Consider the following 20,892-nt stretch of genomic DNA (forward strand, 5'->3'; position numbering starts at 1 on the left):
TCCCAGAGCATAATGCCCCGAAACCACCTTGCCCGTCTTGGAAACCCGTGATACCGAACCAACCAGTCGGTGGTCCGCCTCAGCGGTGGGAGGCGTCTAAGCCCCCGCCGATACCCTGTCAACCCCGTCTTCGGCACCGCCGAAACCCGGACCCGACACTCACAACCGACAAAAACAGCAGAGCGCCCGGTTTCCACCGGCCTGCCCAGCCAATCCGTCGGAGGTGATACCAGCCCCGGAGAACCGCGTCGCCGCCGCCCCGTTGCCGATGAGCGGGGTATACGGACCGCTCAGTGCCCCGTCAACAGCCAAAACGGAACTTTCTCCGATTTCGACGACAGAACCACGACAGGCCGTCCGGAAGGCCCTCCAGCGATCCCGAGACGGGTGCGCCCTCTCCGGGAACGATCGGCCTCTCCATCCGTAGAACCGCGTCGCCGCGGGGGCGGCACGGAGCATGCGCGATGGCGATCCAGGCCCTGAACGACCGCAAGAAGCTGTCGAGCGATTTCAACGAGGCCAACGACGCCTTCATCGATGCGGTGCTCAACGCGCTGAAGGCCGGCGAGATGCCGCTGGAGCTGGCCCGCGCCTACCTCGCCCACCCGGTGGCGATGATGCATGCGGACGGGGCGCAGGCGGTGGCCAACTACTTCGACCGCATCCTGGCGCAGCGCCCGACGATCGACTGGGCGCCAGGCGCGTAGGGACGACCGGTCAGATCGCGGGCGGCGCGAAGCCCCCGAAGCTCGCCTCGAGATGACGGCCGAGGGCGAGGGCCACGTCCTCGCGCCACGGGTGGGCCGCCACCTGCACCCCGATCGGCATCCCCTCGGGCGAGGTGCCGACGCGGACCGCCACCGCCGGCCAGCCGGTGAGGTTGTGGTTCTGGGCGTAGCCGACCCCGCGCTGCAGCGCCGGATCGAAACTGGTGCCGTGCGCCGGCGCGACGTAGGGCGCCACCGGCGACAGCACCGCGTCGTAGCCCTGCAGGAAGGCGAGCTGCGCGTTGCGGAACGCGTCCCAGCGGGCGAACGCCGCCAGCGCCTCGGTGATGCCGGCCATGGCCGGCGCCGCGCGCGTGCCGAGCGACTGCTCGAACAGCGGCGAGATCCGCTCGGTCCCGATCGAGCGCAGGAAGGCGCGGGTGCCGGCGCCCCCGTCGCCGCGGGTCATGTCGAAGTAGACCGCCGCCGCCGTCTCGGCCTCCGGCAGGCGGCGCTCCTCGACCGTCAGGCCGGCCTCCGCGAACGCCCTCGCCGCCGCGCGCACGGCCGCCGCGATCTCCGGCGTCGGGGCCGAGGCGCCGTCGTCGTCGAAGAAGGCGAGCTTCAGCCCGCGCAGGCCGACGGCGTCCGGATCGCGCAACGGCATGTCGACGATGGTGTAGTCGCGAAAATCCGGCCCGGCGACGATGGGCAGCGCGAGGGCGAGGTCGTCGACGCGGCGGGCGATCAGGCTGACGTGGAACACGCTGTTGCGGGCACCCATCGGCCGGGGAAACTGCCCGGTGCGCGGGATGCGGCCCGAGGTCGGCTTGAGCGCGGCCAGCCCGCAATAATGCGCCGGCACGCGGATGCTGCCGCCGGCATCGGTGCCGAGGCCGAGGGGCGAGCCGCCGGCCGCGACGATCGCCGCCTCGCCGCCGCTGCTGCCGCCCGGCGTGCGGGCGAGGTCGTAGGGGTTGTTGGTGCGGCCGTAGACGAGGTTGTCGGTCTCCAGCGCGCCGGCGAGCTCCGGCACGTTGGTCTTGCCGAGCACGATCGCGCCGGCCGCGCGAAGGCGGGCCACCGCAGTCGCGTCGGCCTTCGGCACGTAGGCGGCCCGACCCAGCGTGCCGCCGGTGCAGACCACGCCCGCGGTCTCCAGTGTGTCCTTGATCGTCACCGGGACGCCGTGCAGCGGTTTCGGCGCCTCGCCCCGCGCCAGGGCGGCGTCGGCGGCCGCCGCCTCGCGCCGCGCGGAGTCGGCGGTGAGCTGCACGACGGCGTTGAGCTGCGGGTTGACCGCGGCGATGCGGGCCAGATGCGCCTCGACCACCTCCGCGGCGGTGACGCGCCGGGTGCGGATCGCCTCGGCCAGCGCGCTCGCGGAGGCGGCGGTGAGCGCGTTCGTGCCGCCCGCCCGGGCGGGCGATGCCGCGAGGGCCGCAGCCGTCGCGATTCCGCCGAGCAGGGCGCGTCGGTCGATGGTGGAGGTGTCGTGCACGGGCGTCATCCGCTGGGGTGTGGGGGACGAGGCATCTTCCGTGCCGACGAGCCGGGAAACACGCGGCGCGCCGGTCAGTACCCCTTCTTCACCTGCGCCAGCGCGCCGGTGAGGCCGCGGGCGATGCGGGCGCGCTCGTCGGGCGAGGCGTCGCGGGCGACGACGACGTATTCCCGGCGCGAGACCAGGGTCAGGCGCTGCAACCCGAACTCCTCGTCCTCGACCTGGGTGAGCTTGGTCCAGAGCGGGTTGAAGCGCCATTGGTGGCGCTCGCCGCGGTGGCTGACGCGGGTGAGCAGGATCTCGAGCTGGGAGATCATCACCTCCTCGAAGGAGCGGCCGCGGCGGAAGCTGACCTTGAGCGCGGCGTAGATCGCCAGCATGTCGAGGCCGAAGAAGCCGGCGACCGGCCAGAAGCCCATGCGCCAGCACCAGACCGAGATCACCAGCGAGACCAGGCAGCAGCCCGTCATCACCACCTTGAAGCCGGCGCGGCTCAGGGACTGGGCCGGCCGGATGGTGGCCGAGAACACCGGCCGATCGATGGTATCGGGATCGAGGCCGTCCGGGTGGACGTGGAGGTTGCCGCTCGCCATGGGGCCAATATAACCCGACGATGCCAGCCAGGAAGCCGCCCGCCGTGAAGAAAGCCGCGATCGGGGGCACGCTCGCCCGACCGATCGTCGCACGCGCCACCCGCGCGCCCGATCCGGTCGGCCCCGAGGCCGTCGTCGCGATCTTCTCGCGCCTGCGGGCGGCCAATCCCGAGCCGCGGGCCGAGCTCACGTTCCTCAACCCCTACACGCTGCTCGTCGCGGTGGTGCTGTCGGCCCAGGCGACCGACGTCGGCGTGAACCGGGCGACCGGGCCGCTCTTCGCGATCGCCGACACCCCGGAGGCGATGCTGGCGCTCGGCGAGGACCGGGTGCGCGACTTCATCCGCACGATCGGGCTGTTCAACACCAAGGCGAAGAACGTGATCGCGCTCTCGCGCATCCTGGTCGAGCAGCACGGCGGGGTGGTTCCGCGCAGCCAAGCGGAGCTGCAGGTGCTGCCCGGCGTCGGCGCCAAGACCGCGAGCGTGGTGCTCAACGTCGCCTTCGGCGAGGCCCGCATCGCGGTCGACACCCACATCTTCCGTGTCGCCAACCGCATCCCGCTGGTGGTCGCCGCCACCACCGACAAGGTCCAGGCCGGGCTGGAGGCGCTGGTGCCCGAGCCCTTCCGCCTCAATGCCCACCACTGGCTGATCCTGTTCGGCCGCTACGTCTGCAAGGCGCGCAAGCCCGACTGCCCGAACTGCCCGATCGCCGACCTGTGCCGCTACCCGGACAAGACGGCGTGAGGGGCGCCCCGGTGTGAGGCCTGCAAGGGGGAAGGCATCCCGTCATCCCGCCCGCCATCCCGGGGCGCCGAAGGCGAGCCCGGGATGACGGGGCGGGGGCGGGAAGCGTGCGCGCGACGGACGAACGCCGCCGTCGACCAAGGCCGAGGAAGGCGCGCCGCGCGTATCCCCCACCCGGCTAACGCGTTGTGCTGCCAGCGCGCTTCGGGTAGTTTGCGGCACGGTCGCCGGGGTTCCCAGCCATGACATGTGCCCGCGGCCCGACCTCTCCCGAGGTCTGAACGCCGCGGAATCCGCGCACGTCTCGTCGCCAAGGAGCCACGGCCCGATGGACTTCCTCAAACCACGGTACACGCCTATGAACCGCCGCCGTCGCATCTACGAGGGCAAGGCGAAGGTCCTCTACGAGGGTCCGGAGCCGGGAACGCTCATCCAGCACTTCAAGGACGACGCGACCGCCTTCAACGCGAAGAAGCACGAGATCATCGACGGCAAGGGCGTGCTGAACAACCGGATCTCGGAGTTCGTCTTCCAGCACCTCAACGACATCGGCGTGCCGACCCATTTCATTCGCCGGCTCAACATGCGCGAGCAGCTGATCCGCGAAGTCGAGATCATCCCGCTCGAGGTGGTGGTGCGCAACGTCGCCGCCGGCTCGCTGGCGACGCGGCTCGGGCTCGAGGAGGGCACCCAGCTGCCGCGCTCGATCATCGAGTTCTACTACAAGAACGACGCGCTCAACGACCCGATGGTGTCGGAGGAGCACATCACCGCGTTCGGCTGGGCGACGCCCCAGGAGATCGACGACATCATGGCGCTGGCGATCCGCGTCAACGACTTCCTGTCGGGCCTGTTCCTCGGCGTCGGCATCCGCCTGGTCGACTTCAAGATCGAGACCGGCCGCCTGTGGGAGGGCGACATGATGCGCATCGTCGTCGCCGACGAGATCTCCCCGGATTCGTGCCGGCTGTGGGACATCAAGTCCGCCGACAAGCTCGACAAGGACCGCTTCCGCAAGGATCTCGGCGGCCTGATCGAGGCCTATACCGAGGTCGCCAAGCGGCTCGGGATCATGTCGGAGAACGAGAAGGTCCAGACCGGCGGACCGCGCCTGGTCCAGTAGGGCCGTCGACGGCGCCCGCGCGCAGCCGGGCGTGGGTCGAGAGATCGGGATCGAAGCCCGGATGATAATGGGGGTCCTGCACCAGCAGCGGCCCCCATCGCATTTTGAATGCCGCGACCTCGCGGGCGTGGCGGCTTTCGGCCTCCGGCGAGCGCTTTCGGCTCGCGCCCTCGCGGTGATGCAGCACCGCGCCTGGCACCATCAGCGTGCGGTGGCCGGCCGCGTTCAGGCGCAGGCACAGGTCGACGTCGTTGAAGTCGACCGCGAAATGCGCGGCGTCGAAGCCGCCGACCGCGCGGAACTTGGCCGCCTCGACCACGAGGCAGGCGGCGGTGACGGCCGAGACCGCATGCGTCGCCCGCAGGCGCATGCCGTCGCCGGGGGCGTCCCCGGGGAAGTGCCGATGCGCATGGGTGGCGAGGCCTCCGGTGCCGAGCACGATGCCGCCGTGCTGGATCCGGCCCTCCCCGTCGAGCAGCTTGGCGCCGACCGCGCCGATCTCGGGCCGCAGCGCCTCGCGCACCATCCGCCCGAGCCAGTCCGGCCTGAAGGCCTCGACGTCGTTGTTGACGAAGGCGAGCAGCGCGCCCCGCGCCAGCGCGGCGGCGGCGTTGTTCATGCCGGCGAAGTCGAACGGCCCCGGGCAGGCGACGACGCGCACCCCCTCGCCTTCGAGGGCGCGGAAGTAGGCCAGGGTCTCGGGCGCGCGGCTGTCGTTGTCGGCGATCAGGATCTCGAGGCTCGGCCAGTCGGTGCGGGTGCGCAGGCCGTCGAGGCACGCGCGCAGCAGATCGACCCGGTCGCGGGTCGGGACGATGACGCTGACCAGGGGAAGCGGATCGGGCAGCGGATGCAGGGCCGAGACGACGCCGTCGGGTTCGCGCGCGAGCCGGGTCGCGGCCCGACCGGTGCGGTCGAGGTGCCGGCGTAGGCTGGCGAGCCGGGTTTCGAGATGGGCGTCTTGCGGCCCCCGCCTTCCCTCGCCCTGAAGCGGGAGAGGGTGGGCCTCGCGCGAGCGAGGGTCGGGAGCGGGGAGCGCCGTGACCGGATCGGTCGCTCCCCTCTCCCGCTCGCCTTCGGAGGGTCCCCTCCCCCGCAGAGGGGGGAGGGAAGGCGCGCGGTCGGAAGCGAGGTCCGGCCCGATCCGAACCGACACGATCCCCGGCAGGTGCCCGATCGCGTCCGGGCCGAAGCGCTCGACGATGCGCAAGGCGGCGTCGAGGGCCGAGATCTCCGCGTCCCCGCCGGCGATCGCGCAAAGGCTCGTCCAGCGCACGGCGAGCACCGGGCCGAGCCAGTCGACGGCCATCAGGTAGTCGGGATCGAAGGCCGGGCGCAGCAGCGGGAACACCGGGCCGCCGGGCGAAGCCTGGACCAGCGCGTCGCCGTAGAGCGCGTGCAGGCTCGGATCGGCGGCGAAGGCGGCGGCGAAGGCCCGGCGGGCGCCCGCGACGAGCGCGTGACCCGGTGCCGTGAGCAGGCGGAGGTCGGGATCGTCGGACGGGACGGGCTCGGTCGGAAACCGGTCCAGGATCCCGGGCGGCAGCGCCAGGCGGTGATCGATGCCGACGAGGGCCGCGCATTGCTGGCGCGCGCGCAGGCGCCGGCCGGTGAGGCGGGCCCAGAGGATCGCGAAGGTCCGCCGCGGATGACGCGCCAGGGTGGCGGCGACGGCGCGCGTGCCCGAGCCAGCCATGGCTATTCCAGGTCCTCGCCGAAGGTCGTGAGCGACAGGGCGGGATGATAGAACGGATCGTGCCGGATCACGTCGCGCCAGCGCTCGGTGAAGCGGGCGGCCTCCGCCTCGAACCGGATGCGCTTGGCGCCCACCGACGGGCCGCGGCTCACCGATTCGAGGTGAGCCAGGGTGGCGGCCGGCGTCCACACCGTCTTGCAACCGGCCGCCCCGAGGCGGAGGCAGAAATCCACGTCGTTGAAATCGACCGGGAACGCCTCCGCGTCGAAGCCGCCGACCGCCCGATAGTTTTCCCGTGAAACAGCGAGGCACGCGGCGGTGACGGCCGAGACCTCGTGCGCGACCCGCATCTGCCCGAGACGGCCGGGGCTGCCCGCGGGGCGCTTGCGCAGGATGTGCCCGGCCCGCCCGCCGAGCCCGACGACGACGCCGGCATGCTGCAACGTGCCGTTCGCGTAGAGCAGCTTGGCGCCGACCGCGCCGACCTCCGGCCGCAGCGCCTGCCGGACCATCGCGTCGAGCCAATCCGGGTGCAGCACCGCCACGTCGTTGTTGAGCAGCACGACGACGGCGCCGGTCGCGGCCGCCACCCCGGCATTGACCATCGCCGAGAAGTTGAAGGGCGCATCGAACGCGACGATCCGCACCCGCCGATCGCGCCGGAGCGCGTCGTAGTGAGCGAGCACCGCCGGATCGGTCGAGCCGTTGTCGACGATCACGCACTCGATGGCAGGGTAGGCGGTCTCGTGCAGGACGCCGCGGCAGACCCGCTCGATCAAGTCGAGCCGGTCGCGCGACGGGATCACGATGCTGACGCGCGGCGCCGGCTCGGGCAGCGGCCAGAGCAGGTCGACGACGCCGTCGCGGATCACCGGCTCGGGGGCGTCGGTGCGATGCCGGGCGAGCGCGGCGGCGCGCGGCGCGGCATCCGGCGCGGCCCCGGTGGTCTCGGCGAGGATGCGCGGGAGGTGCGCCACACGGGTCGCGCGCGCGCCGAGCCACAGGTCGAGGACGAGCGGAAACGCCGCGATCGCCCCGGCCGGGTCTTCGGGAAGGCGCGCGAGCAGGGCCGGCGCGGCGAGCCACGGCCGGCCCTGGTAGCCGGTGGTGCGGGCGAGATCCGGGCTCCAATCCGGTTTCAGCCGGGGCGCGCCGTCGCGCAGCTCGTCGGCGTAGATCAGGTCGGCCGTGCCGATCTCTGCGGCGAGCCGAGCGAGCGCGTCGGGCCTCAGCCAGTCGCCGGCGCGGAGCAGGCAGAGGGGCGCGATTCCGAGGACATCCCCGAGGCCGCGATCGTCGCGCCAGGCCTCGTGCGCGATGCGAGGGTCGTCGGGCGTGGCCTGCAAGGTGGCGTGCAGGACGATCGCGCGCCAGTCGGGATGGGTCTGCGCGCGCAGGCTCGCGAGCGTCGCGGCGAGGCTTTCGGCATCCGCGTCGGCCAGGACGAGCACGCGGATCATGCCGAACGCCCCCTTCCCTCCCCCGCCTTCGGGGGAGGGCGGAAGGAGGGCGCGGTCCGCTGCCCAATCCGAGAACCGCGCGCGCGGCGTCACCGCGCAGGTCCCGCGGAGGGTGTCGCGATAGCGGCGCTCGTCGCCGCGCAGGCGTTCGTAGAGGGCGGAGACGGCGCGGAGCGGCCGGGTCGCGAGCGCTTGCAGGAACAGGCTCGCCTCGGTGCGGCGGCCGACGCGCTCCAGCACGAAGCCGGGTCCGGCGGCGAGGCGGATCTCGCGAAGGTCGTCCGGGAGCAGGCCGAGCCAGTGGGCGCAGGGCTGCGCGACGCCGGGCAGCACCACGTCCTGCGCGCCCTCGGCGCGGATCAGGCGCAGCATCGGCCGGCGCGGCCGGGCGGTCGGCGGCTCGCGATAGGTCAGGACGACCCAGCCGCCGCGGCCGATCTCCGGCAGCACGAGGCGGCGGTCGAAGACCGGGTCGGCCGCCGGCACGCAGTGGAACGCGGTCGCGCGCCCGAGGTCGAGCCGGGCGGTCAGGCGCGGAACGGGCCGTCTCCCGGCTTGGGCTTCACTGCGCGGCGCCCGCCTCGGCCGGAGCTTCGGAGGGCGCCTCGGACGGGGCCTGGGCCACCGGCGCGCGGCGGCGGGGTTTCGGCTTCGCCGCCGCCGCCTTCGGGGCGCCGCCCAGGCCGACGACGATCTCGTAGTCGGCGCTCACGGCGGCCGGCACGGGGATGTCGTCCTCCACCACCGTGGCGAAGCCCTGGGCCTCGCCCGACCCGACCGAGACCGCGACGCGGCGGGTGCGGGTGCTGACGGTCTTGTCGTCGTGCTTGATCGCGATGGTGAAGGGCACGTCGAACCGGCCGGGCGCGCCGGAGGGGCCGAGCAGGACGCGGGCCTCGATGCCGACCTTGACCGTGATCGACCCGTCCGCGCGCCGGGTGCACTCGCGGGCGATGCGCCCGAGGGAGACCTGGCTGCGGATGCCGGCGCCGGTGGCGCCGGCCGGGTTGGTGAGCGCGGCGCCGCCGTCCGGCACGTCGACGGTCGGGCAGTTGGGCGCCTCGAGCTCCTTGGGCTGCGACGGCGGCACGGTGGTGCCGCCGTACTTGAGCAGGTTGGAGAAGATGTTGCCCTCCTCGGCACCCGCGGGCGCCGCGCCGAGCGCGAGGGCGAGCCCGCAGAGGGCCGTTCGCCCGATCCCCAAAGCCCCGATCATGCCGCGCCTCCCGATGCTCACTTCAGGCTGTCGAACCCGGCCGCGAAGCCCTTCATCGACAGCGGGATGCCGACGCCCTCTTCCGGCGTCTGGAACACAATGAAGGTCGCCTGCGTGCCGGCCTTGAACTGGCGCACGAGGCCCTCGTCCATCACCACCTCGGCGACGCAGCCGGTGGTGAGGCAGCGCACGAAGCCGGCGCGGCCGACGTCGGTCTGGTCGATCTTCAGACCGAGGCCCGACGGCAGCAGCACGCCGAGCGGCGCGACCACGCGCAGCAGGTAGCCGCGGTTGTCGGCGGTCTTCAGGACGATGACCACCAGGGTGAGGTTCGGGCGGTCCTCGGCGGCGAGATACTGCACCATGGCGCATTGCTCGGCCTTGGCGCCGGCCGGGGTCTCGCAGCGCAGCTGCCAGTCCTCGAAGGTCTTGCGCACCATGCCCTGCGCCTGCGCCGCGCCGCCGAGGCCGCCCAGCAGGCCGCCGGCGAGGGCCACGGTTGCCAGCGCCGACGACAGGCGCCTGACACGGTCGAAACTCCTGTGCAGCCGCACCGACGATCCCTTCACGAGCGCGCCCCCGAGCCCGTTGCGGGCGGGAGGCCTTGCCGAAAACCCGGGTGTTCCGACCATGCGGGGCCCGGCGCTGTCAAGCGAGCCGCGCCGGCGCGCGCGGCAAACGCGCGGGCCTCAGCGCCGCCTCGTCCCGCCCGGGCCCGAAACGCGGCGGCCGGACACCGTGCGGACCGAATGTTGCCACAATGCGCTATCGCCGGGGCGCGCCGCGACCTAGATATCGCAGCGATGCATCATCACACGAGAGCCGGCGCCATGCGTGTCCTCGCCCTGACGGTCCTGCTGCTCGGCGCCACCGGCGTCGCGGCGACGGCCGAGCCGCTTCCGATCGGCGAGACGACCTACGTCGAGCGCTCGCTCAACCGCAGCGGCCTGCTCACGGTCGAGCATCCGCCGGTGGAGGTGAACCCCTACGGCCGCCGCAACGGCAACGCCGCCATCGCCGGCTTCTGCCGCGAGGGCGGGCTGATCCGTCGCCGCGACGAATTCGGCAACCCGATCGTCGTGCGCCAGCGCGAGCTCTGCGACAGCGTCGCCCCGCGCACCCTCGATCCCGGCGAGGTCGACCCCCGCCCGGCCTGGCCGGCGGAACGGGTCTCGCGCGAGCGGGTGCTGCGCGCGAAGGGGTGAGATTCGCGAAGCCGCACCGTTCGCGCACGCGGTTTCACGCCCCGTCCCGTCATCCCGGAGCGCCGAAGGCGAGCCCGGGATCCAGAACCGCAGGTCGTGTTCCCGTATGCGCCGTCGCGGCTCTGGATCCCGGGCTCCGCTGCGCGGCCCCGGGATGACGGGGAGGGACCGGTGGAATGGCGCGTCCTCGGTCCGCGATCCGCACCCTCACCCGTAGCGATGCAGCGCCGTGCCGTTGCGCTTGAGCCAGGCCTCGGCCGCGTCGACCTCGGGGCAGAGCTGGCCGAGCAGCGTCCAGAACCGGGCCGAATGGTTCATCTCGCGCAGGTGCGCCATCTCGTGGGCGACGAGGTAGTCGAGCACGACGGGCGGCGCGAGGATCAGGCGCCAGGAGAAGTTCAAGGCGCCGCCGGCGGTGCACGAGCCCCAGCGGCTGCGCGTGTCGCGCACCGTGATCCGCACCGGACCCTGACCGAGCTTGGCCGTGTAGTGCGCCACCGCACGCGCAAGGTCGCGGCGCACCTCCCCGTCGAGGAAGGCCTGCACCCGGCGGGCGACGTGCTCGGGCCCGCAGGAGACCGACAGCACCGGCTCGGCCGCGTCGGCCTCGATCCGGGTGATGCCGCTGCGCGAGCCCCGCCGCACGATCCGGTGCGGCACGCCGCGCAGGGGCACCATCGCGCCCTCCGCGAACGGCACCCGCTCGGGCACACGGGCGAGGCGCGCGGCGATCCAGCCGCCGTGGCTCACGGCGAAGCGCTGGGCGGTGCTGATCGCGCTGCGGGCCGGCAGGGTGATCACCACTTCGCCGGTGGCGGCCGAGACCCGCAGCGTCAGGCGCCGCGCGGTCGGGCGCCGACGCACCGCGACGCGGTAGGTCTCGCCGTCGTGCACGATATCGAGATGGTCGGGATCGGGGCGTCGCAGCAGCGCGAAGGGCATGGCGCCAGTCTAGCTGCGTGGCCGCCGCCCCTCCAGGGCGGCGACGCCAGATTCCGGCGCGTTTTCGCCCCGTCGGAAGCGCCGCTCAGCTCGCGAGCTGAATCGGCGCCGCGGCGTCGGCCGGAAGCCCCTGCATCGCGCGCACGAAGGCGGCGATCCGCGGGGCGATGATCGTGCGGTAGCGCGAGCCGTTGAACACGCCGTAATGCCCGACGCCCGGCTGCAGGTGGTAGGCCTTGCGCTCCTGGGGCAGGTTCGGCGTCAGGTCGAGGGCTGCGAGCGTCTGGCCGACGCCGGAGATGTCGTCGTTCTCGCCCTCGACCGCGAGGATCGCGCAGCGGCGGATCGCCGTCAGGTCGACCGGCACGCTGCGGTGGCGCATCGTGCCCTTGGGCAGGTCGTGGTTCACGAACACCGTCTCGACGGTCTGGAGGTAGAACTCGGCCGTCAGATCCATCACCGCCAGGTACTCGTCGTAGAACTCGCGGTGCTTCTCCGCCGAATCGCCGTCGCCCTTCACGAGATGGTCGAACATGTCGGAATGGGCCGTCACGTGCCGGTCGAGGTTCATCGCCATGAATCCCGAGAGCTGCAGGAAGCCCGGATAGACCGCCCGCCACGCGCCCGGATGGATCGGCGGCACGTAGGAGATCGTGTTGGTCTCGAACCAGGCCTGCCCGCGCTCCTGCGCCATGCAGTTCACGGCGGTGGGCGAGCGGCGGGTGTCGATCGGCCCGCCCATCAGGGTCATCGAGACCGGCACGCCGGGATCGCCCGCGGCCTCCATCACCGCGATCGCCGCCAGCACCGGCACCGCCGGCTGGCACACGGCCATCACGTGCAGGTCCGGCCCGAGCGCGGCGAAGATCGCCTTGCAATAGTCGATGTAGCTGTCGAGATCGAACCGGCCGGCGAGCAGCGGCACCATGCGCGCATCCGACCAGTCGGTGACGAAGACGTCGTGGTTCGGCAGCATCGCCTCGACGGTGCCGCGCAGCAGCGTCGCGTAGTGGCCCGACATCGGCGCGACCACGAGGAGCTTCGGCTGCGGGCTGGCCGGCGGGGTCGCGAAGGCGCGCTCGAACGCGATCACCCGGCAGAACGGCCGCTCCCACACGATCCGCTCGGTCACCGGCACGGCGACGCCGTCGACGACGGTCTCGGACAGCCCGAAGGCCGGCTTGCCGTAGCGGCGGGTGGCCCGCTCGAACATCTCGCAGCCGGCGGCCATCGAGCGGGCGTAGGGCGAGTAGGCGAGCGGGTTGGCCGGGTTCTGCAGGCCGAACCGCGCCATGTCGGCGGCCATGCGCGCCGGCGCCATCAGGAACCGCATGCCCTCGAAGGCGGTGTAGGCGAGATCCATCCGGGCCATCGAACGCTCCTTCGCCCGGACGCGGCCGTCGGGCGTTGCAGGCAACCACCTTACCCGGGCGATGGTTCCGGTGAAGGCCCGTCGCGCGGACGTGATGCGATGGTCCTCGGCTCGTTACGCGACACGGCGTGGTCGAGGCGCGGGTCCCCTCTCCCGGACGGGAGAGGGGCGGGGCGGTGCTTCCCGGCCCCCCGAACGACCTACGCGTTGTCGCCGCGGATCGCGGCGATGACCGCGTCGGTGACCTGGCGCGTGGTGGCGGTGCCGCCGAGGTCCGGCGTGTGCAGGCTCGGGTCGGCGGTGACGCGCTCGACCGCGCGCATCAGCCGGTCGGCCGCCGGCGCCTCGCCGAGATGCTCCAGCATCTGGCACGCGGTCCAGAAGGTGGCGATCGGGTTGGCGATGCCCTTGCCCGTGATGTCGAAGGCCGAGCCGTGGATCGGCTCGAACATCGACGGGTAGGTGCGCTCCGGGTTGATGTTGGCGGTCGGCGCGATGCCGAGCGAGCCGGCGAGCGCCGCGGCGAGGTCCGAGAGGATGTCGGCGTGGAGGTTGGTCGCGACGATGGTGTCGAGGGTCTGCGGCTTCATCGTCATGCGCATGGTCATGGCGTCGACCAGCATCTTGTCCCAGGTCACGTCGGGAAAGTCCCAGGCGACCTCCGCCGCGATCTCGTCCCACATCACCATGGCGTGGCGCTGGGCGTTCGACTTCGTCACCACGGTCAGGAGCTTGCGCGGGCGCGACTGCGCGAGCTTGAAGGCGTAGCGGATGATCCGGTCGACCCCGGAGCGGGTCATCATCGAGACGTCGGTGGCGACCTCGTTCGGATGGCCCTGGTGCACGCGCCCGCCGACGCCCGCATACTCGCCTTCCGAGTTCTCGCGCACGATCACCCAGTCGAGCTCCGGCCCCGACACGTGGCGCAGCGGCGAGGTGATGCCGGGCAGGATCCGGGTCGGGCGGACGTTGGCGTACTGGTCGAAGGGCTGGCAGATTGCGAGCCTGAGGCCCCAGAGCGTGATGTGGTCGGGCACGTCGGGCGCGCCGACGGCGCCGAAGAAGATCGCGTCGTGGTGGCGGATCTGGTCGCGCCCGTCGGCGGGCATCATCACGCCGTGGCGCTTGTAGTAGTCCGAGCCCCAGTCGAAGTGGTCGAACCGGAAATCGAAGCTGCCGGCCTTCTCGGCGAGCGCGTCGAGCACCTCGATGCCGGCGGCGATGACTTCGATGCCGATGCCGTCGGCGGGAATGGCGGCGATTCTGTAGGTGGTCATGACGGGTCTCCGTGGGATGCGGTGCGCGGATCGAGCGGGGTTCTAGCGCGCGGTGGCGCCGGCCGGCTCGGCCCGCCGCCCGGAACGGGCGACGACGAGCGTGAGGACGGCCGAGAGGACGAGGAGCGCCGCCACGAAGACCAGGCCGCCGGTGAAGCTGCCGGTGCGGTCCTTGATCCAGCCGATCGCCCAGGGGCCGACGAAGCCGCCGAGGTTGCCGATCGCGTTGATCGTGGCGATGCCCACCGCCGCGGCCGAGCCGGACAGGAACATCGTCGGCATCGCCCAGAGCGGGGGCTTGGCCGCGCTGATGCCGACGTTGACGAGGCTCAGGGCCGCGACGACCGCCAGCGTCGAGGCGGCGCCGCCGGCCAGCATCAGGCCGGCCGCCGCGACGAGGCAGGCGACGACCACGTGCCAGGTGCGCTCGCCGGTCCGGTCGGAATGGCGCGCCCACAGAATCATCGCGACCACCGCGATCGTCGGCGGCACGGCATTGAGGAAGCCGACCGCCAGCGTCGACAGGCCGAAGCTCCTGATGATCTGCGGCGCCCAGATGCCGAGCGTGTAGAGGCCGGCGGAGGTGCCGAGATAGATCAGCGCGAGCGCCAGCACGCGGATGTCGGTGATCCCGGCCATGAGGCCGTGCTTGGCGTGCACCCGCTTGCCGGCGCGCTCGGCGTCCATCTCCGCGACGAGCCAGGCGCGCTGGTCGTCGGCGAGCCACGTCGCCTTCTCGGGCCGGTCGGTGAGGTAGAACAGCACGACGACCCCGAGGATCACGGCCGGCACCGCCTCGACGATGAACATCCACTGCCAGCCGTGCAGGCCGAGGAGGCCCTCCATCTCCAAGAGCGCGCTGGAGAGCGGCGAGCCGAGCAGCACCGAGATCGGCGCCGCCGCCATGAACAGCGAGACCACCGCCGCGCGGTAGCGGGCCGGGAACCAGTAGGTCAGGTAGAGGATGATGCCGGGAAAGAACCCGGCTTCCGCCGCGCCGAGCAGGAAGCGCAGCACGTAGAAGCTGGTCTCGCCTTGGATGAAGGCGAAGGCGCCCGACAGCATCCCCCAGGTGATCATCACCCGGGCGATCCACAGGCGCGCGCCGACCTTGTCGAGGATGTAGTTCGAGGGCACCTCGAACAGGAAGTACCCGAAGAAGAACACCCCGGCGCCGAAGCCGAACACCGCCGAGGTGAAGCCGAGGTCCTTGTTCATCGTCAGGGCGGCGAAGCCGATGTTCACCCGGTCGATGAAGGCGACGAAGTACAGCAGGCAGATAAACGGCACCAGGCGCCACGCGACCCGGCGCATGGTCGCCTGCTCGAGCGAGCGGTCCATCGTGTCCTCCTCGGATGGGCTCCGGCGATCGAGTCGGTCTTCAGTGCCAACTTCCATGCAAGATGGCATGTGGTAAGATATTGCAGGCGGCCGCGTCAAGCCTGCATTGCAGCCTCCATGGAAGCTGATAGGCCTGCGCCGCGGTGGGAGGTCGTGATGGTTCGGGTGCGTGCGGAGAAGGCCGAGGAGGGCGACCGGCGTCCCTCCCTCGTCGACGACGCCTATGCGGCGATGAAGGAGGAGATCCGCGAATCGCGGTTTCCGCCCGGGTACCAGGCCTCCGAGCAGGAGATCGCGCTGCGCCTCGGCATGAGCCGGACGCCGGTCCACGAGGCCGCCATCCGCCTGCAGGAGGACGGCCTCGTCCGGATCCTGTCGCGCAAGGGCATCGTCATCTGCGCGCTGGCGCCGGCCGACATGCGCGAGATCTACGACGTGGTGATCGCGGTCGAGGGGCGGGCGGCGGCGCTGATCGCGGGCCTGCCGGAAGCGGAGCGCGAGGCGGCGGCGGCGCGGCTCGCCGCCGCCACCACCGCGATGGCCGAGGCCCGGGCGGCGGGCGACCACGCGGCCTGGGGCCATGCCGACGAGGATTTCCACCGCACCCTGGTCGAGCGCGCCGGCAATGGCCGCATGATCCGGATCAACCAGACGATCAACGACCAGTCGCACCGCGCCCGCATGCTGACGCTCAAGCTGCGCCGGGAGCTCGGAGCCTCGGTCGCCGAGCACGAGCGGATCGTCGCGGCGATCCGCCTCGGCGACGCCGCCGCGGCCCAGGAGCGCGCGCAGAGCCACCGCCTGCGCGCCCGCGACGAGCTGCTTCCGCTGCTCGAGAGCTTCGGGCTGAAGCACCTCTGACCCGAATGCGGCCGTGTCCCGGCGCCGTTCGGTCCCGCCGGGGACGGAGGCGGCGGTGGACGCCCGGTCTCACGCCGTCCTTCGCGCCACCGCCGGCCCCTCGTTTCGGCGCGGAAACGATGAGATCGGGACGCGTTGCTGTGCGTTAAGCGCTTTTTTACGGTCTTCGGAAAATCGAACCGAGCAATGACGCCTCATGGACGGTCGTTCGCGCGGAACAACTTCACGTTAAATATTGCGGTTCTATACATGCACCGTGGATTGCAGGCTCGGTGATCTCGGGCCTGGGTTGCGTGTGGAGATGTCGGATGCGTCGGGCCGTGTCGCGCGCGAGACCAGCGCTGGCTCGAAACCAGAGCGGCAACGTCGTCGTGATCTTCGCCCTGAGCCTGCCGTTGCTGCTCGGCGGCGGCGGGCTCGCGATCGACTACGGCAATGCCGTCCGCATCCGCGCCGTCGCGGCCAGCGTCGCGGACGCGACCGCGCTCCTCGTCGCCAACGCCGATACGGTCGCGGCGGCGGCCGAGGGTTTCCGCCTCGCCAACGCCCAGCTCACGTCCCGCCTCGGCACGGCCAATGCGGCGAACGGCTATCAGATCAACGGCACCTGGATCGACGGCGCGAACTATCGCGTGACCATCTCGACGACGCTTCGGACGAGCCTGCTGCACCTGCTGCCCGGCATGCCGCGCCAGATCACCGTCGCGACCGCGACCACGGTCAACCGCGTCGCCCCCGTCTACGAGACGGCTCCGCCGACGGTGAGCCAGCTGTCTCCCGATGCCGCCGACTACAATCGGATCTACATCTACTGCTATTCGTCCGACCCGGCCCGGCAGGCCTCCGCCGACAAGGGCCGCACGATCCCGGTGCCGATCGCCGACAACGCGACGCCGCCGTCGGACTATTCCAAGTACAAGGCCCCGACCTGCGGCGCCAACGAGGCGCCGTCCTACATGCTGCGGAACGTCCGGAACGGGCGCAGCAACAAGTCCGCCTGGGACGACCCCAATCAAGAGGTGTATCAATACTACACCGATACGATGATCGACACCGGACTGCGCGTTCAGACGATGGGCATGAAGGGCTATCGCGTCAATTCCAACGGCAGCATGACCACGGTCAACATGGTCTCGAACCCGATCCTCGAGACGATCGTCTGCGACAACCTGAGCCAATGCCGGAACAAGTCCAACGGCGGCATCCTGCCGAACAACAACACCACCCATACGCCGGCGACCTCCACCGCGAGCTGCAGCGAAGGGAAGTACATGTATTACGGGTGGGAGGATCGGCCGCCGAGCGCGGGAAGCGATCGCGACTACGACGACATCCGCATCGTCGTCTCCTGCCCAACCACGACGAAAGTCTCCGACAAGAAGCTCCGGATCGTGGAATAGGCGTTGTGTTCATGAACGCCCGCCCGACCCGTGAACCCCCTCCCCTGAGCCCGGGAATTGTCGTCGATCCGATCCGCCATCCTCGTCATCGGCAGCGGAAGACCGGCCCGGCCCTGCGTCGCTTCCCGGCGGCGCGCGATGGAGCCAGCGCCGTCGAGTTCGCGCTGGTCGCGATGCCGTTCATCGCCCTGCTGGCCATGGTCCTGCAAACGGCCCTGCTGATCTGGGCCTCGCGCGATCTTGACGATGCGCTGCAACGCGCCGGGCGGACGATCTACACGGGAGAATTCCAGACCTCGAACGCGGGTCAGAGCGACGCCGGCACCCTGCTCGCCGCCATGAAGACCGCGATCTGCGGCACCACCGCATCGCGCGTCGTCACCGTGTTCGATTGCGACACCCTGAAGCTCGACGTGGCCTTGGGCAGCTCGTTCGCCGGCAGCACGATCCCGACCCCGTTGGACACAAAGACGCGCGACTGGTCCAAGGGCTTCGGCTCGAACTATGCGTGCGCGCAGCCCGGATCGATCGTCGTCGTCACCGCGGCCGTCAAGCAACGCGTCGCGTTCGGCTTCCTCTACGCGAGCCTGCCGAGCTTCGGCGACGGCTCGCGCCTGCTTCAATCCACGGCGGTGTTTCGAACCGAACCCTATGACACGTCTTCCAGCAAGAGCTGCTAGGCCGAGGAACCGGGCGATGCTGCGGACGGCCGATCGGCCGGCATCGTCCTCCGCCTTCGGATCCGATGCCCGCGGCGTCTCGGCGATCGAGTTCGCGCTCGTTCTTCCGATCCTGCTGACGATCTCGCTCGGCATCTCGGAATTCGCGCGTGCGATCGACCATTACCGGAAGGTCACGCTCCTGGCGCGGACGGTCGCGGATCTCACCGCGCAGGGCGACGCCGCGACACCGATGGCGACCGCCACGATGACCGACATACTGGCCTCGGCCAAGCTCGTCCTCACGCCCTATGCCAGCGGCTCGGCCAGCATCGTGGTCAGCGCGCTCGGCGTGTACGCCGACGGCGGCGGCCAGCGTCCCAAGGTCTGCTCCAGCTACGCCACGAGCAACGGCACGGCCCGCGGGCTCGGGACGGCGGCCGACCTCACCGTTCCCGACGGCTTCCAGATCGGCGGCATGCGCTACGTGCTGGCCGAGGTGAGCGTTCCCTACGCGCCGCTGCTCGGCAGCAACCTGATCCGCTTCGTCGGCGGGGCCAACAACCAGTTCACGTTCAAGGCCAACGTGCCCTGGCCGGTCCGCGGCGGCCAGCCCGCCAAGTCGACCTACAACGAGGTCGTCATGCCCGGCGGCAAAGCCTGCACCTGACGAGGCTTGCACCTGAGCGCGCCTCGCCGATCTGCAAGGCGCGCGACAGCCGGCCCTTCGCGCGGGCGGGACCGCGCCGTCAGGCCCGGCCCATGCTGACCGAGAGCATCGCCGGGTCGATGCCGTTGCCGCGCAGCGCCCGGTCGTACTTTCCGGCGAGGTCGGCGTGGAAGATCAGGTCCGGGTCGGCCGGGCAGTTGAGCCAGCCGTTGGCCATGATCTCGCTCTCGAGCTGGCCCGCCTGCCAGCCGGCATAGCCGAGCGCCAGCACGGCGCTGGCCGGCCCGTCCCCCGCCGCGATCGCGCGCAGGATCTCGACGGTGGCGGTGAGGCAGATGCCGTCGTCGATGATCAGCGTCGACTGGTCGATGTGGAAGTCGTCGGTGTGGAGCACGAAGCCGCGCTTGCCCTCGACCGGGCCGCCCATCAGCACCGGCATGTGGCCGACCCGCTCGCGCAGGCGGATCGCGTCGGCCTCGCCCGCCACGTCGAGCTGCACCAGGAGGTCGGGCATCGACAGGTCGGTCACCGGCTTGTTGACGATGATGCCCATCGCGCCGTCGGCGGAGTGCGCGCAGACGTAGATGACGGAGCGGGCGAAGCGCGCATCCGTCATCCCCGGCATCGCCACGAGGAACTGGCCGTCGAGGTAGGCGGGATCGCCGGAATCGGGCATCGGTATCGAAGGCCTGGGCATCCGCGCATGCTACGCTCCGCCCCCCCGATGTCCAGCGGACAAAACGCCGTGCGGGTGTCGCCGGTCACGCGGGCGGGTCGCGCTCCGGCGTCGCCCGGTCCGGCAGCGCTCCCCGCCCTTGGGCGGTCGCCGGCGCCGAAGCGAGCACATGAGCGAGCACGCGCGCGCGCAGCAGCGGGTCGTCGATCCCCTGCCACAGGCGAAGCAGCTCCGCCGTGTCGCCGAGCGGGCCGCCGAGCGGGCAGGCGCGCGGGTCGTCGAAGGCGGAGACCGGGATCGCGAGGGACCGGGCGATCTCCGCCAGCCTGGCGGCCGCTCGGCCGGAACCTGCGACGGATTCGGAACCCATGCGCATCACCGATCGAATGATCGGAAATCAGTTTTACAGTCGGCCATGCGGTCAGCGTAACCGATCTACGTCCGACAAAAACTATCGGATGATGGCACGACAGCTCGATGTTTTCGGGCCGCGCGTCAAACCCGTATCGAGGACGGATGAATTCGCATCGCGATCTCGCGACGACGGTCGATGCCTGCATCGCGGCGCAGGCGGCGGTCGAGGCGGCGGGGACGCCGGAGATGCGGACCCTCGTCCGCATCCTCCTGTTCCGGCCCAGCCGGGAGCTGGCGCGCCTGGAGCGCGCGCGGGCGAAGGCGGTGCGCCGAGGCGCGCGGCCCGAACCGGCGACCGCATCCCGATCCCGCGGCGCCATCCCTGCGATCACCCTGGCGATCGCCCTTGCGCGCGCCGCCTCGCTCGACAGCCCCCGCGGGCCGCGCTACGTCACCGCCGATCCGAAGCGGCGCGATGCCGCGATGCGCGAGGAACGGTCCAACATGACGATTCAGGTCGGCGATCACCTGCCCCAGGCCACCTTCCGCATCACCGGCCCCGAGGGCCCCCTCGCCAAGACCACGGACGACGTGTTCAAGGGCCGCCGCGTCGTGCTGATCGGCGTGCCGGGCGCCTTCACCCCGAGCTGCCACCGCAACCACCTGCCGGGCTTCGTCAACAACAAGGACGCGATCCTCGCGCGCGGCGTCGACGCAATCGCGGTCACCTCGGTCAACGACGTGTTCGTGCTCGACGCGTGGTCGAAGGCCAGCGGCGCGGAAGGGCTCGAGTTCCTCGCCGACGGCAACGGCGACTTCGCCAAGGGCCTCGGCCTGGAGATGGACGGCAGCGGCTTCGGCCTCGGCATCCGCTCCAAGCGCTACGCGATGCTGGTCGAGGACGGCGTGGTGCGCGTCCTCAACGTCGAGGAATCGCCCTCGAAGGCCGAGACCTCGAGCGCCGAGGCGCTGCTCAAGGTGATCTGATCCCGGCGGGGACGCCCTTGGGAGGGCGCGCCGGCCGAGGCCGGACATGCGCCCTCGAATGGCCACCTTCCCGTTGCGAATTGCGGCCCGATCAACCTCA

Annotated in this window: 21 protein-coding genes; 9 read left to right on the top strand and 12 right to left on the bottom strand. The window is 71.4% G+C overall.

The window, feature by feature from the left end:
• The first annotated feature begins 464 nt into the window (after window positions 1-464).
• The gene (locus tag FV227_RS16510; protein WP_147729926.1) at window positions 465-707 is read left to right on the top strand and encodes a hypothetical protein; all 243 of its coding nucleotides are present in this window, start codon (window positions 465-467) and stop codon (window positions 705-707) included.
• Window positions 708-717: 10 nt separating this feature from the next.
• Here FV227_RS16510 and FV227_RS16515 read toward each other — a convergent pair whose 3' ends face one another.
• Together FV227_RS16515 and FV227_RS16520 are read right to left on the bottom strand one after the other, a co-directional pair.
• Window positions 718-2,208, bottom strand: a complete 1,491-nt coding sequence (locus tag FV227_RS16515; protein WP_187274847.1) for an amidase — start codon at window positions 2,206-2,208, stop codon at window positions 718-720.
• Between the two features lie 74 nt (window positions 2,209-2,282).
• A complete protein-coding gene (locus FV227_RS16520) occupies window positions 2,283-2,804 on the bottom strand; it encodes a DUF2244 domain-containing protein (RefSeq protein ID WP_147728907.1) in 522 nt (173 codons plus the stop codon).
• 44 nt (window positions 2,805-2,848) lie between these two features.
• On the opposite strand from FV227_RS16520, the gene nth reads away from it, so the two are divergent.
• Together nth and purC are read left to right on the top strand one after the other, a co-directional pair.
• Entirely contained in the window at window positions 2,849-3,553 is a 705-nt protein-coding gene (gene nth / locus FV227_RS16525) for an endonuclease III (RefSeq protein WP_313898983.1), read from the top strand.
• Between the two features lie 328 nt (window positions 3,554-3,881).
• Window positions 3,882-4,676 carry a phosphoribosylaminoimidazolesuccinocarboxamide synthase gene (gene purC / locus FV227_RS16530; protein WP_147728905.1) on the top strand — a complete coding sequence of 265 codons (795 nt, stop codon included), beginning with the start codon at window positions 3,882-3,884 and terminating at the stop codon, window positions 4,674-4,676.
• Here purC and FV227_RS16535 read toward each other — a convergent pair.
• The 4 genes from FV227_RS16535 to FV227_RS16550 all read right to left on the bottom strand — a co-directional run bounded on the left by FV227_RS16535 (window position 4,624) and on the right by FV227_RS16550 (window position 9,602).
• Window positions 4,624-6,372: a glycosyltransferase gene (locus FV227_RS16535; RefSeq protein ID WP_147859468.1), complete on the bottom strand. Its 1,749-nt coding sequence runs from the start codon at window positions 6,370-6,372 to the stop codon at window positions 4,624-4,626. The genes purC and FV227_RS16535 overlap by 53 nt on opposite strands.
• 2 nt (window positions 6,373-6,374) lie before the next feature.
• Window positions 6,375-8,204 (bottom strand): glycosyltransferase, encoded by a 1,830-nt coding sequence (locus FV227_RS16540; protein WP_246686604.1) that lies wholly within the window; start codon window positions 8,202-8,204, stop codon window positions 6,375-6,377.
• A 190-nt stretch (window positions 8,205-8,394) separates the two neighbouring features.
• Complete coding sequence (locus tag FV227_RS16545; RefSeq protein ID WP_147859469.1) at window positions 8,395-9,048, bottom strand: hypothetical protein; 654 nt, start codon at window positions 9,046-9,048, stop codon at window positions 8,395-8,397.
• Window positions 9,049-9,065: 17 nt separating this feature from the next.
• Window positions 9,066-9,602: an invasion associated locus B family protein gene (locus tag FV227_RS16550; RefSeq protein ID WP_243938115.1), complete on the bottom strand. Its 537-nt coding sequence runs from the start codon at window positions 9,600-9,602 to the stop codon at window positions 9,066-9,068.
• A gap of 276 nt (window positions 9,603-9,878) precedes the next feature.
• Between FV227_RS16550 and FV227_RS16555 the strand changes: the two genes are divergently transcribed.
• Window positions 9,879-10,253 carry a hypothetical protein gene (locus FV227_RS16555; RefSeq protein WP_147727962.1) on the top strand — a complete coding sequence of 125 codons (375 nt, stop codon included), beginning with the start codon at window positions 9,879-9,881 and terminating at the stop codon, window positions 10,251-10,253.
• 207 nt (window positions 10,254-10,460) lie between these two features.
• Here FV227_RS16555 and FV227_RS16560 read toward each other — a convergent pair whose 3' ends face one another.
• From FV227_RS16560 to FV227_RS16575, 4 genes are all read right to left on the bottom strand, one after another.
• A complete protein-coding gene (locus FV227_RS16560) occupies window positions 10,461-11,195 on the bottom strand; it encodes a SprT family zinc-dependent metalloprotease (protein WP_147727963.1) in 735 nt (244 codons plus the stop codon).
• A gap of 85 nt (window positions 11,196-11,280) precedes the next feature.
• The gene (gene phaZ, locus FV227_RS16565) at window positions 11,281-12,558 is read right to left on the bottom strand and encodes a polyhydroxyalkanoate depolymerase (RefSeq protein WP_147727968.1); all 1,278 of its coding nucleotides are present in this window, start codon (window positions 12,556-12,558) and stop codon (window positions 11,281-11,283) included.
• Window positions 12,559-12,767: 209 nt separating this feature from the next.
• Window positions 12,768-13,844 carry a tartrate dehydrogenase gene (locus tag FV227_RS16570; protein WP_147859470.1) on the bottom strand — a complete coding sequence of 359 codons (1,077 nt, stop codon included), beginning with the start codon at window positions 13,842-13,844 and terminating at the stop codon, window positions 12,768-12,770.
• Between the two features lie 42 nt (window positions 13,845-13,886).
• Window positions 13,887-15,185: an MFS transporter gene (locus FV227_RS16575; RefSeq protein ID WP_147859471.1), complete on the bottom strand. Its 1,299-nt coding sequence runs from the start codon at window positions 15,183-15,185 to the stop codon at window positions 13,887-13,889.
• Window positions 15,186-15,341: 156 nt separating this feature from the next.
• Between FV227_RS16575 and FV227_RS16580 the strand changes: the two genes are divergently transcribed.
• The 4 genes from FV227_RS16580 to FV227_RS16595 all read left to right on the top strand — a co-directional run bounded on the left by FV227_RS16580 (window position 15,342) and on the right by FV227_RS16595 (window position 18,775).
• Window positions 15,342-16,046, top strand: a complete 705-nt coding sequence (locus FV227_RS16580) for a GntR family transcriptional regulator (RefSeq protein WP_147859472.1) — start codon at window positions 15,342-15,344, stop codon at window positions 16,044-16,046.
• A gap of 308 nt (window positions 16,047-16,354) precedes the next feature.
• Complete coding sequence (locus tag FV227_RS16585) at window positions 16,355-17,446, top strand: pilus assembly protein TadG-related protein (protein WP_147859473.1); 1,092 nt, start codon at window positions 16,355-16,357, stop codon at window positions 17,444-17,446.
• Between the two features lie 11 nt (window positions 17,447-17,457).
• Complete coding sequence (locus FV227_RS16590) at window positions 17,458-18,126, top strand: TadE/TadG family type IV pilus assembly protein (RefSeq protein WP_147729038.1); 669 nt, start codon at window positions 17,458-17,460, stop codon at window positions 18,124-18,126.
• Window positions 18,127-18,142: 16 nt separating this feature from the next.
• Window positions 18,143-18,775, top strand: coding sequence for a TadE/TadG family type IV pilus assembly protein (locus FV227_RS16595; RefSeq protein ID WP_147729037.1), 633 nt, complete (start codon window positions 18,143-18,145; stop codon window positions 18,773-18,775).
• A gap of 79 nt (window positions 18,776-18,854) precedes the next feature.
• Here FV227_RS16595 and FV227_RS16600 read toward each other — a convergent pair whose 3' ends face one another.
• Both FV227_RS16600 and FV227_RS16605 read right to left on the bottom strand, forming a co-directional pair.
• Window positions 18,855-19,472: a YqgE/AlgH family protein gene (locus tag FV227_RS16600; protein ID WP_187274848.1), complete on the bottom strand. Its 618-nt coding sequence runs from the start codon at window positions 19,470-19,472 to the stop codon at window positions 18,855-18,857.
• Between the two features lie 64 nt (window positions 19,473-19,536).
• Window positions 19,537-19,821 (bottom strand): hypothetical protein, encoded by a 285-nt coding sequence (locus tag FV227_RS16605; RefSeq protein ID WP_147859474.1) that lies wholly within the window; start codon window positions 19,819-19,821, stop codon window positions 19,537-19,539.
• Window positions 19,822-20,309: 488 nt separating this feature from the next.
• Between FV227_RS16605 and FV227_RS16610 the strand changes: the two genes are divergently transcribed.
• On the top strand, window positions 20,310-20,792 hold the full coding sequence (locus FV227_RS16610; protein WP_147728447.1) for a peroxiredoxin: 483 nt from the start codon (window positions 20,310-20,312) through the stop codon (window positions 20,790-20,792).
• Window positions 20,793-20,892: the final 100 nt, after the last annotated feature.

Source organism: Methylobacterium sp. WL119, assembly GCF_008039875.1.
In the GTDB taxonomy this organism is placed as follows: domain Bacteria; phylum Pseudomonadota; class Alphaproteobacteria; order Rhizobiales; family Beijerinckiaceae; genus Methylobacterium.

Coding starts and splice junctions, on each gene's coding strand:
- FV227_RS16510 (WP_147729926.1), top strand. CDS start 465: ATGGCGATCCAGGCCCTGAACGACCGCAAGAAGCTGTCGAGCGATTTC.
- FV227_RS16520 (WP_147728907.1), bottom strand. CDS start 2,804: ATGGCGAGCGGCAACCTCCACGTCCACCCGGACGGCCTCGATCCCGAT.
- purC (WP_147728905.1), top strand. CDS start 3,882: ATGGACTTCCTCAAACCACGGTACACGCCTATGAACCGCCGCCGTCGC.
- FV227_RS16535 (WP_147859468.1), bottom strand. CDS start 6,372: ATGGCTGGCTCGGGCACGCGCGCCGTCGCCGCCACCCTGGCGCGTCAT.
- FV227_RS16540 (WP_246686604.1), bottom strand. CDS start 8,204: ATGCTGCGCCTGATCCGCGCCGAGGGCGCGCAGGACGTGGTGCTGCCC.
- FV227_RS16545 (WP_147859469.1), bottom strand. CDS start 9,048: ATGATCGGGGCTTTGGGGATCGGGCGAACGGCCCTCTGCGGGCTCGCC.
- FV227_RS16555 (WP_147727962.1), top strand. CDS start 9,879: ATGCGTGTCCTCGCCCTGACGGTCCTGCTGCTCGGCGCCACCGGCGTC.
- FV227_RS16560 (WP_147727963.1), bottom strand. CDS start 11,195: ATGCCCTTCGCGCTGCTGCGACGCCCCGATCCCGACCATCTCGATATC.
- phaZ (WP_147727968.1), bottom strand. CDS start 12,558: ATGGATCTCGCCTACACCGCCTTCGAGGGCATGCGGTTCCTGATGGCG.
- FV227_RS16570 (WP_147859470.1), bottom strand. CDS start 13,844: ATGACCACCTACAGAATCGCCGCCATTCCCGCCGACGGCATCGGCATC.
- FV227_RS16575 (WP_147859471.1), bottom strand. CDS start 15,185: ATGGACCGCTCGCTCGAGCAGGCGACCATGCGCCGGGTCGCGTGGCGC.
- FV227_RS16580 (WP_147859472.1), top strand. CDS start 15,342: ATGGTTCGGGTGCGTGCGGAGAAGGCCGAGGAGGGCGACCGGCGTCCC.
- FV227_RS16585 (WP_147859473.1), top strand. CDS start 16,355: ATGCGTCGGGCCGTGTCGCGCGCGAGACCAGCGCTGGCTCGAAACCAG.
- FV227_RS16590 (WP_147729038.1), top strand. CDS start 17,458: ATGAACGCCCGCCCGACCCGTGAACCCCCTCCCCTGAGCCCGGGAATT.
- FV227_RS16595 (WP_147729037.1), top strand. CDS start 18,143: ATGCTGCGGACGGCCGATCGGCCGGCATCGTCCTCCGCCTTCGGATCC.
- FV227_RS16600 (WP_187274848.1), bottom strand. CDS start 19,472: ATGCCCAGGCCTTCGATACCGATGCCCGATTCCGGCGATCCCGCCTAC.
- FV227_RS16605 (WP_147859474.1), bottom strand. CDS start 19,821: ATGGGTTCCGAATCCGTCGCAGGTTCCGGCCGAGCGGCCGCCAGGCTG.
- FV227_RS16610 (WP_147728447.1), top strand. CDS start 20,310: ATGACGATTCAGGTCGGCGATCACCTGCCCCAGGCCACCTTCCGCATC.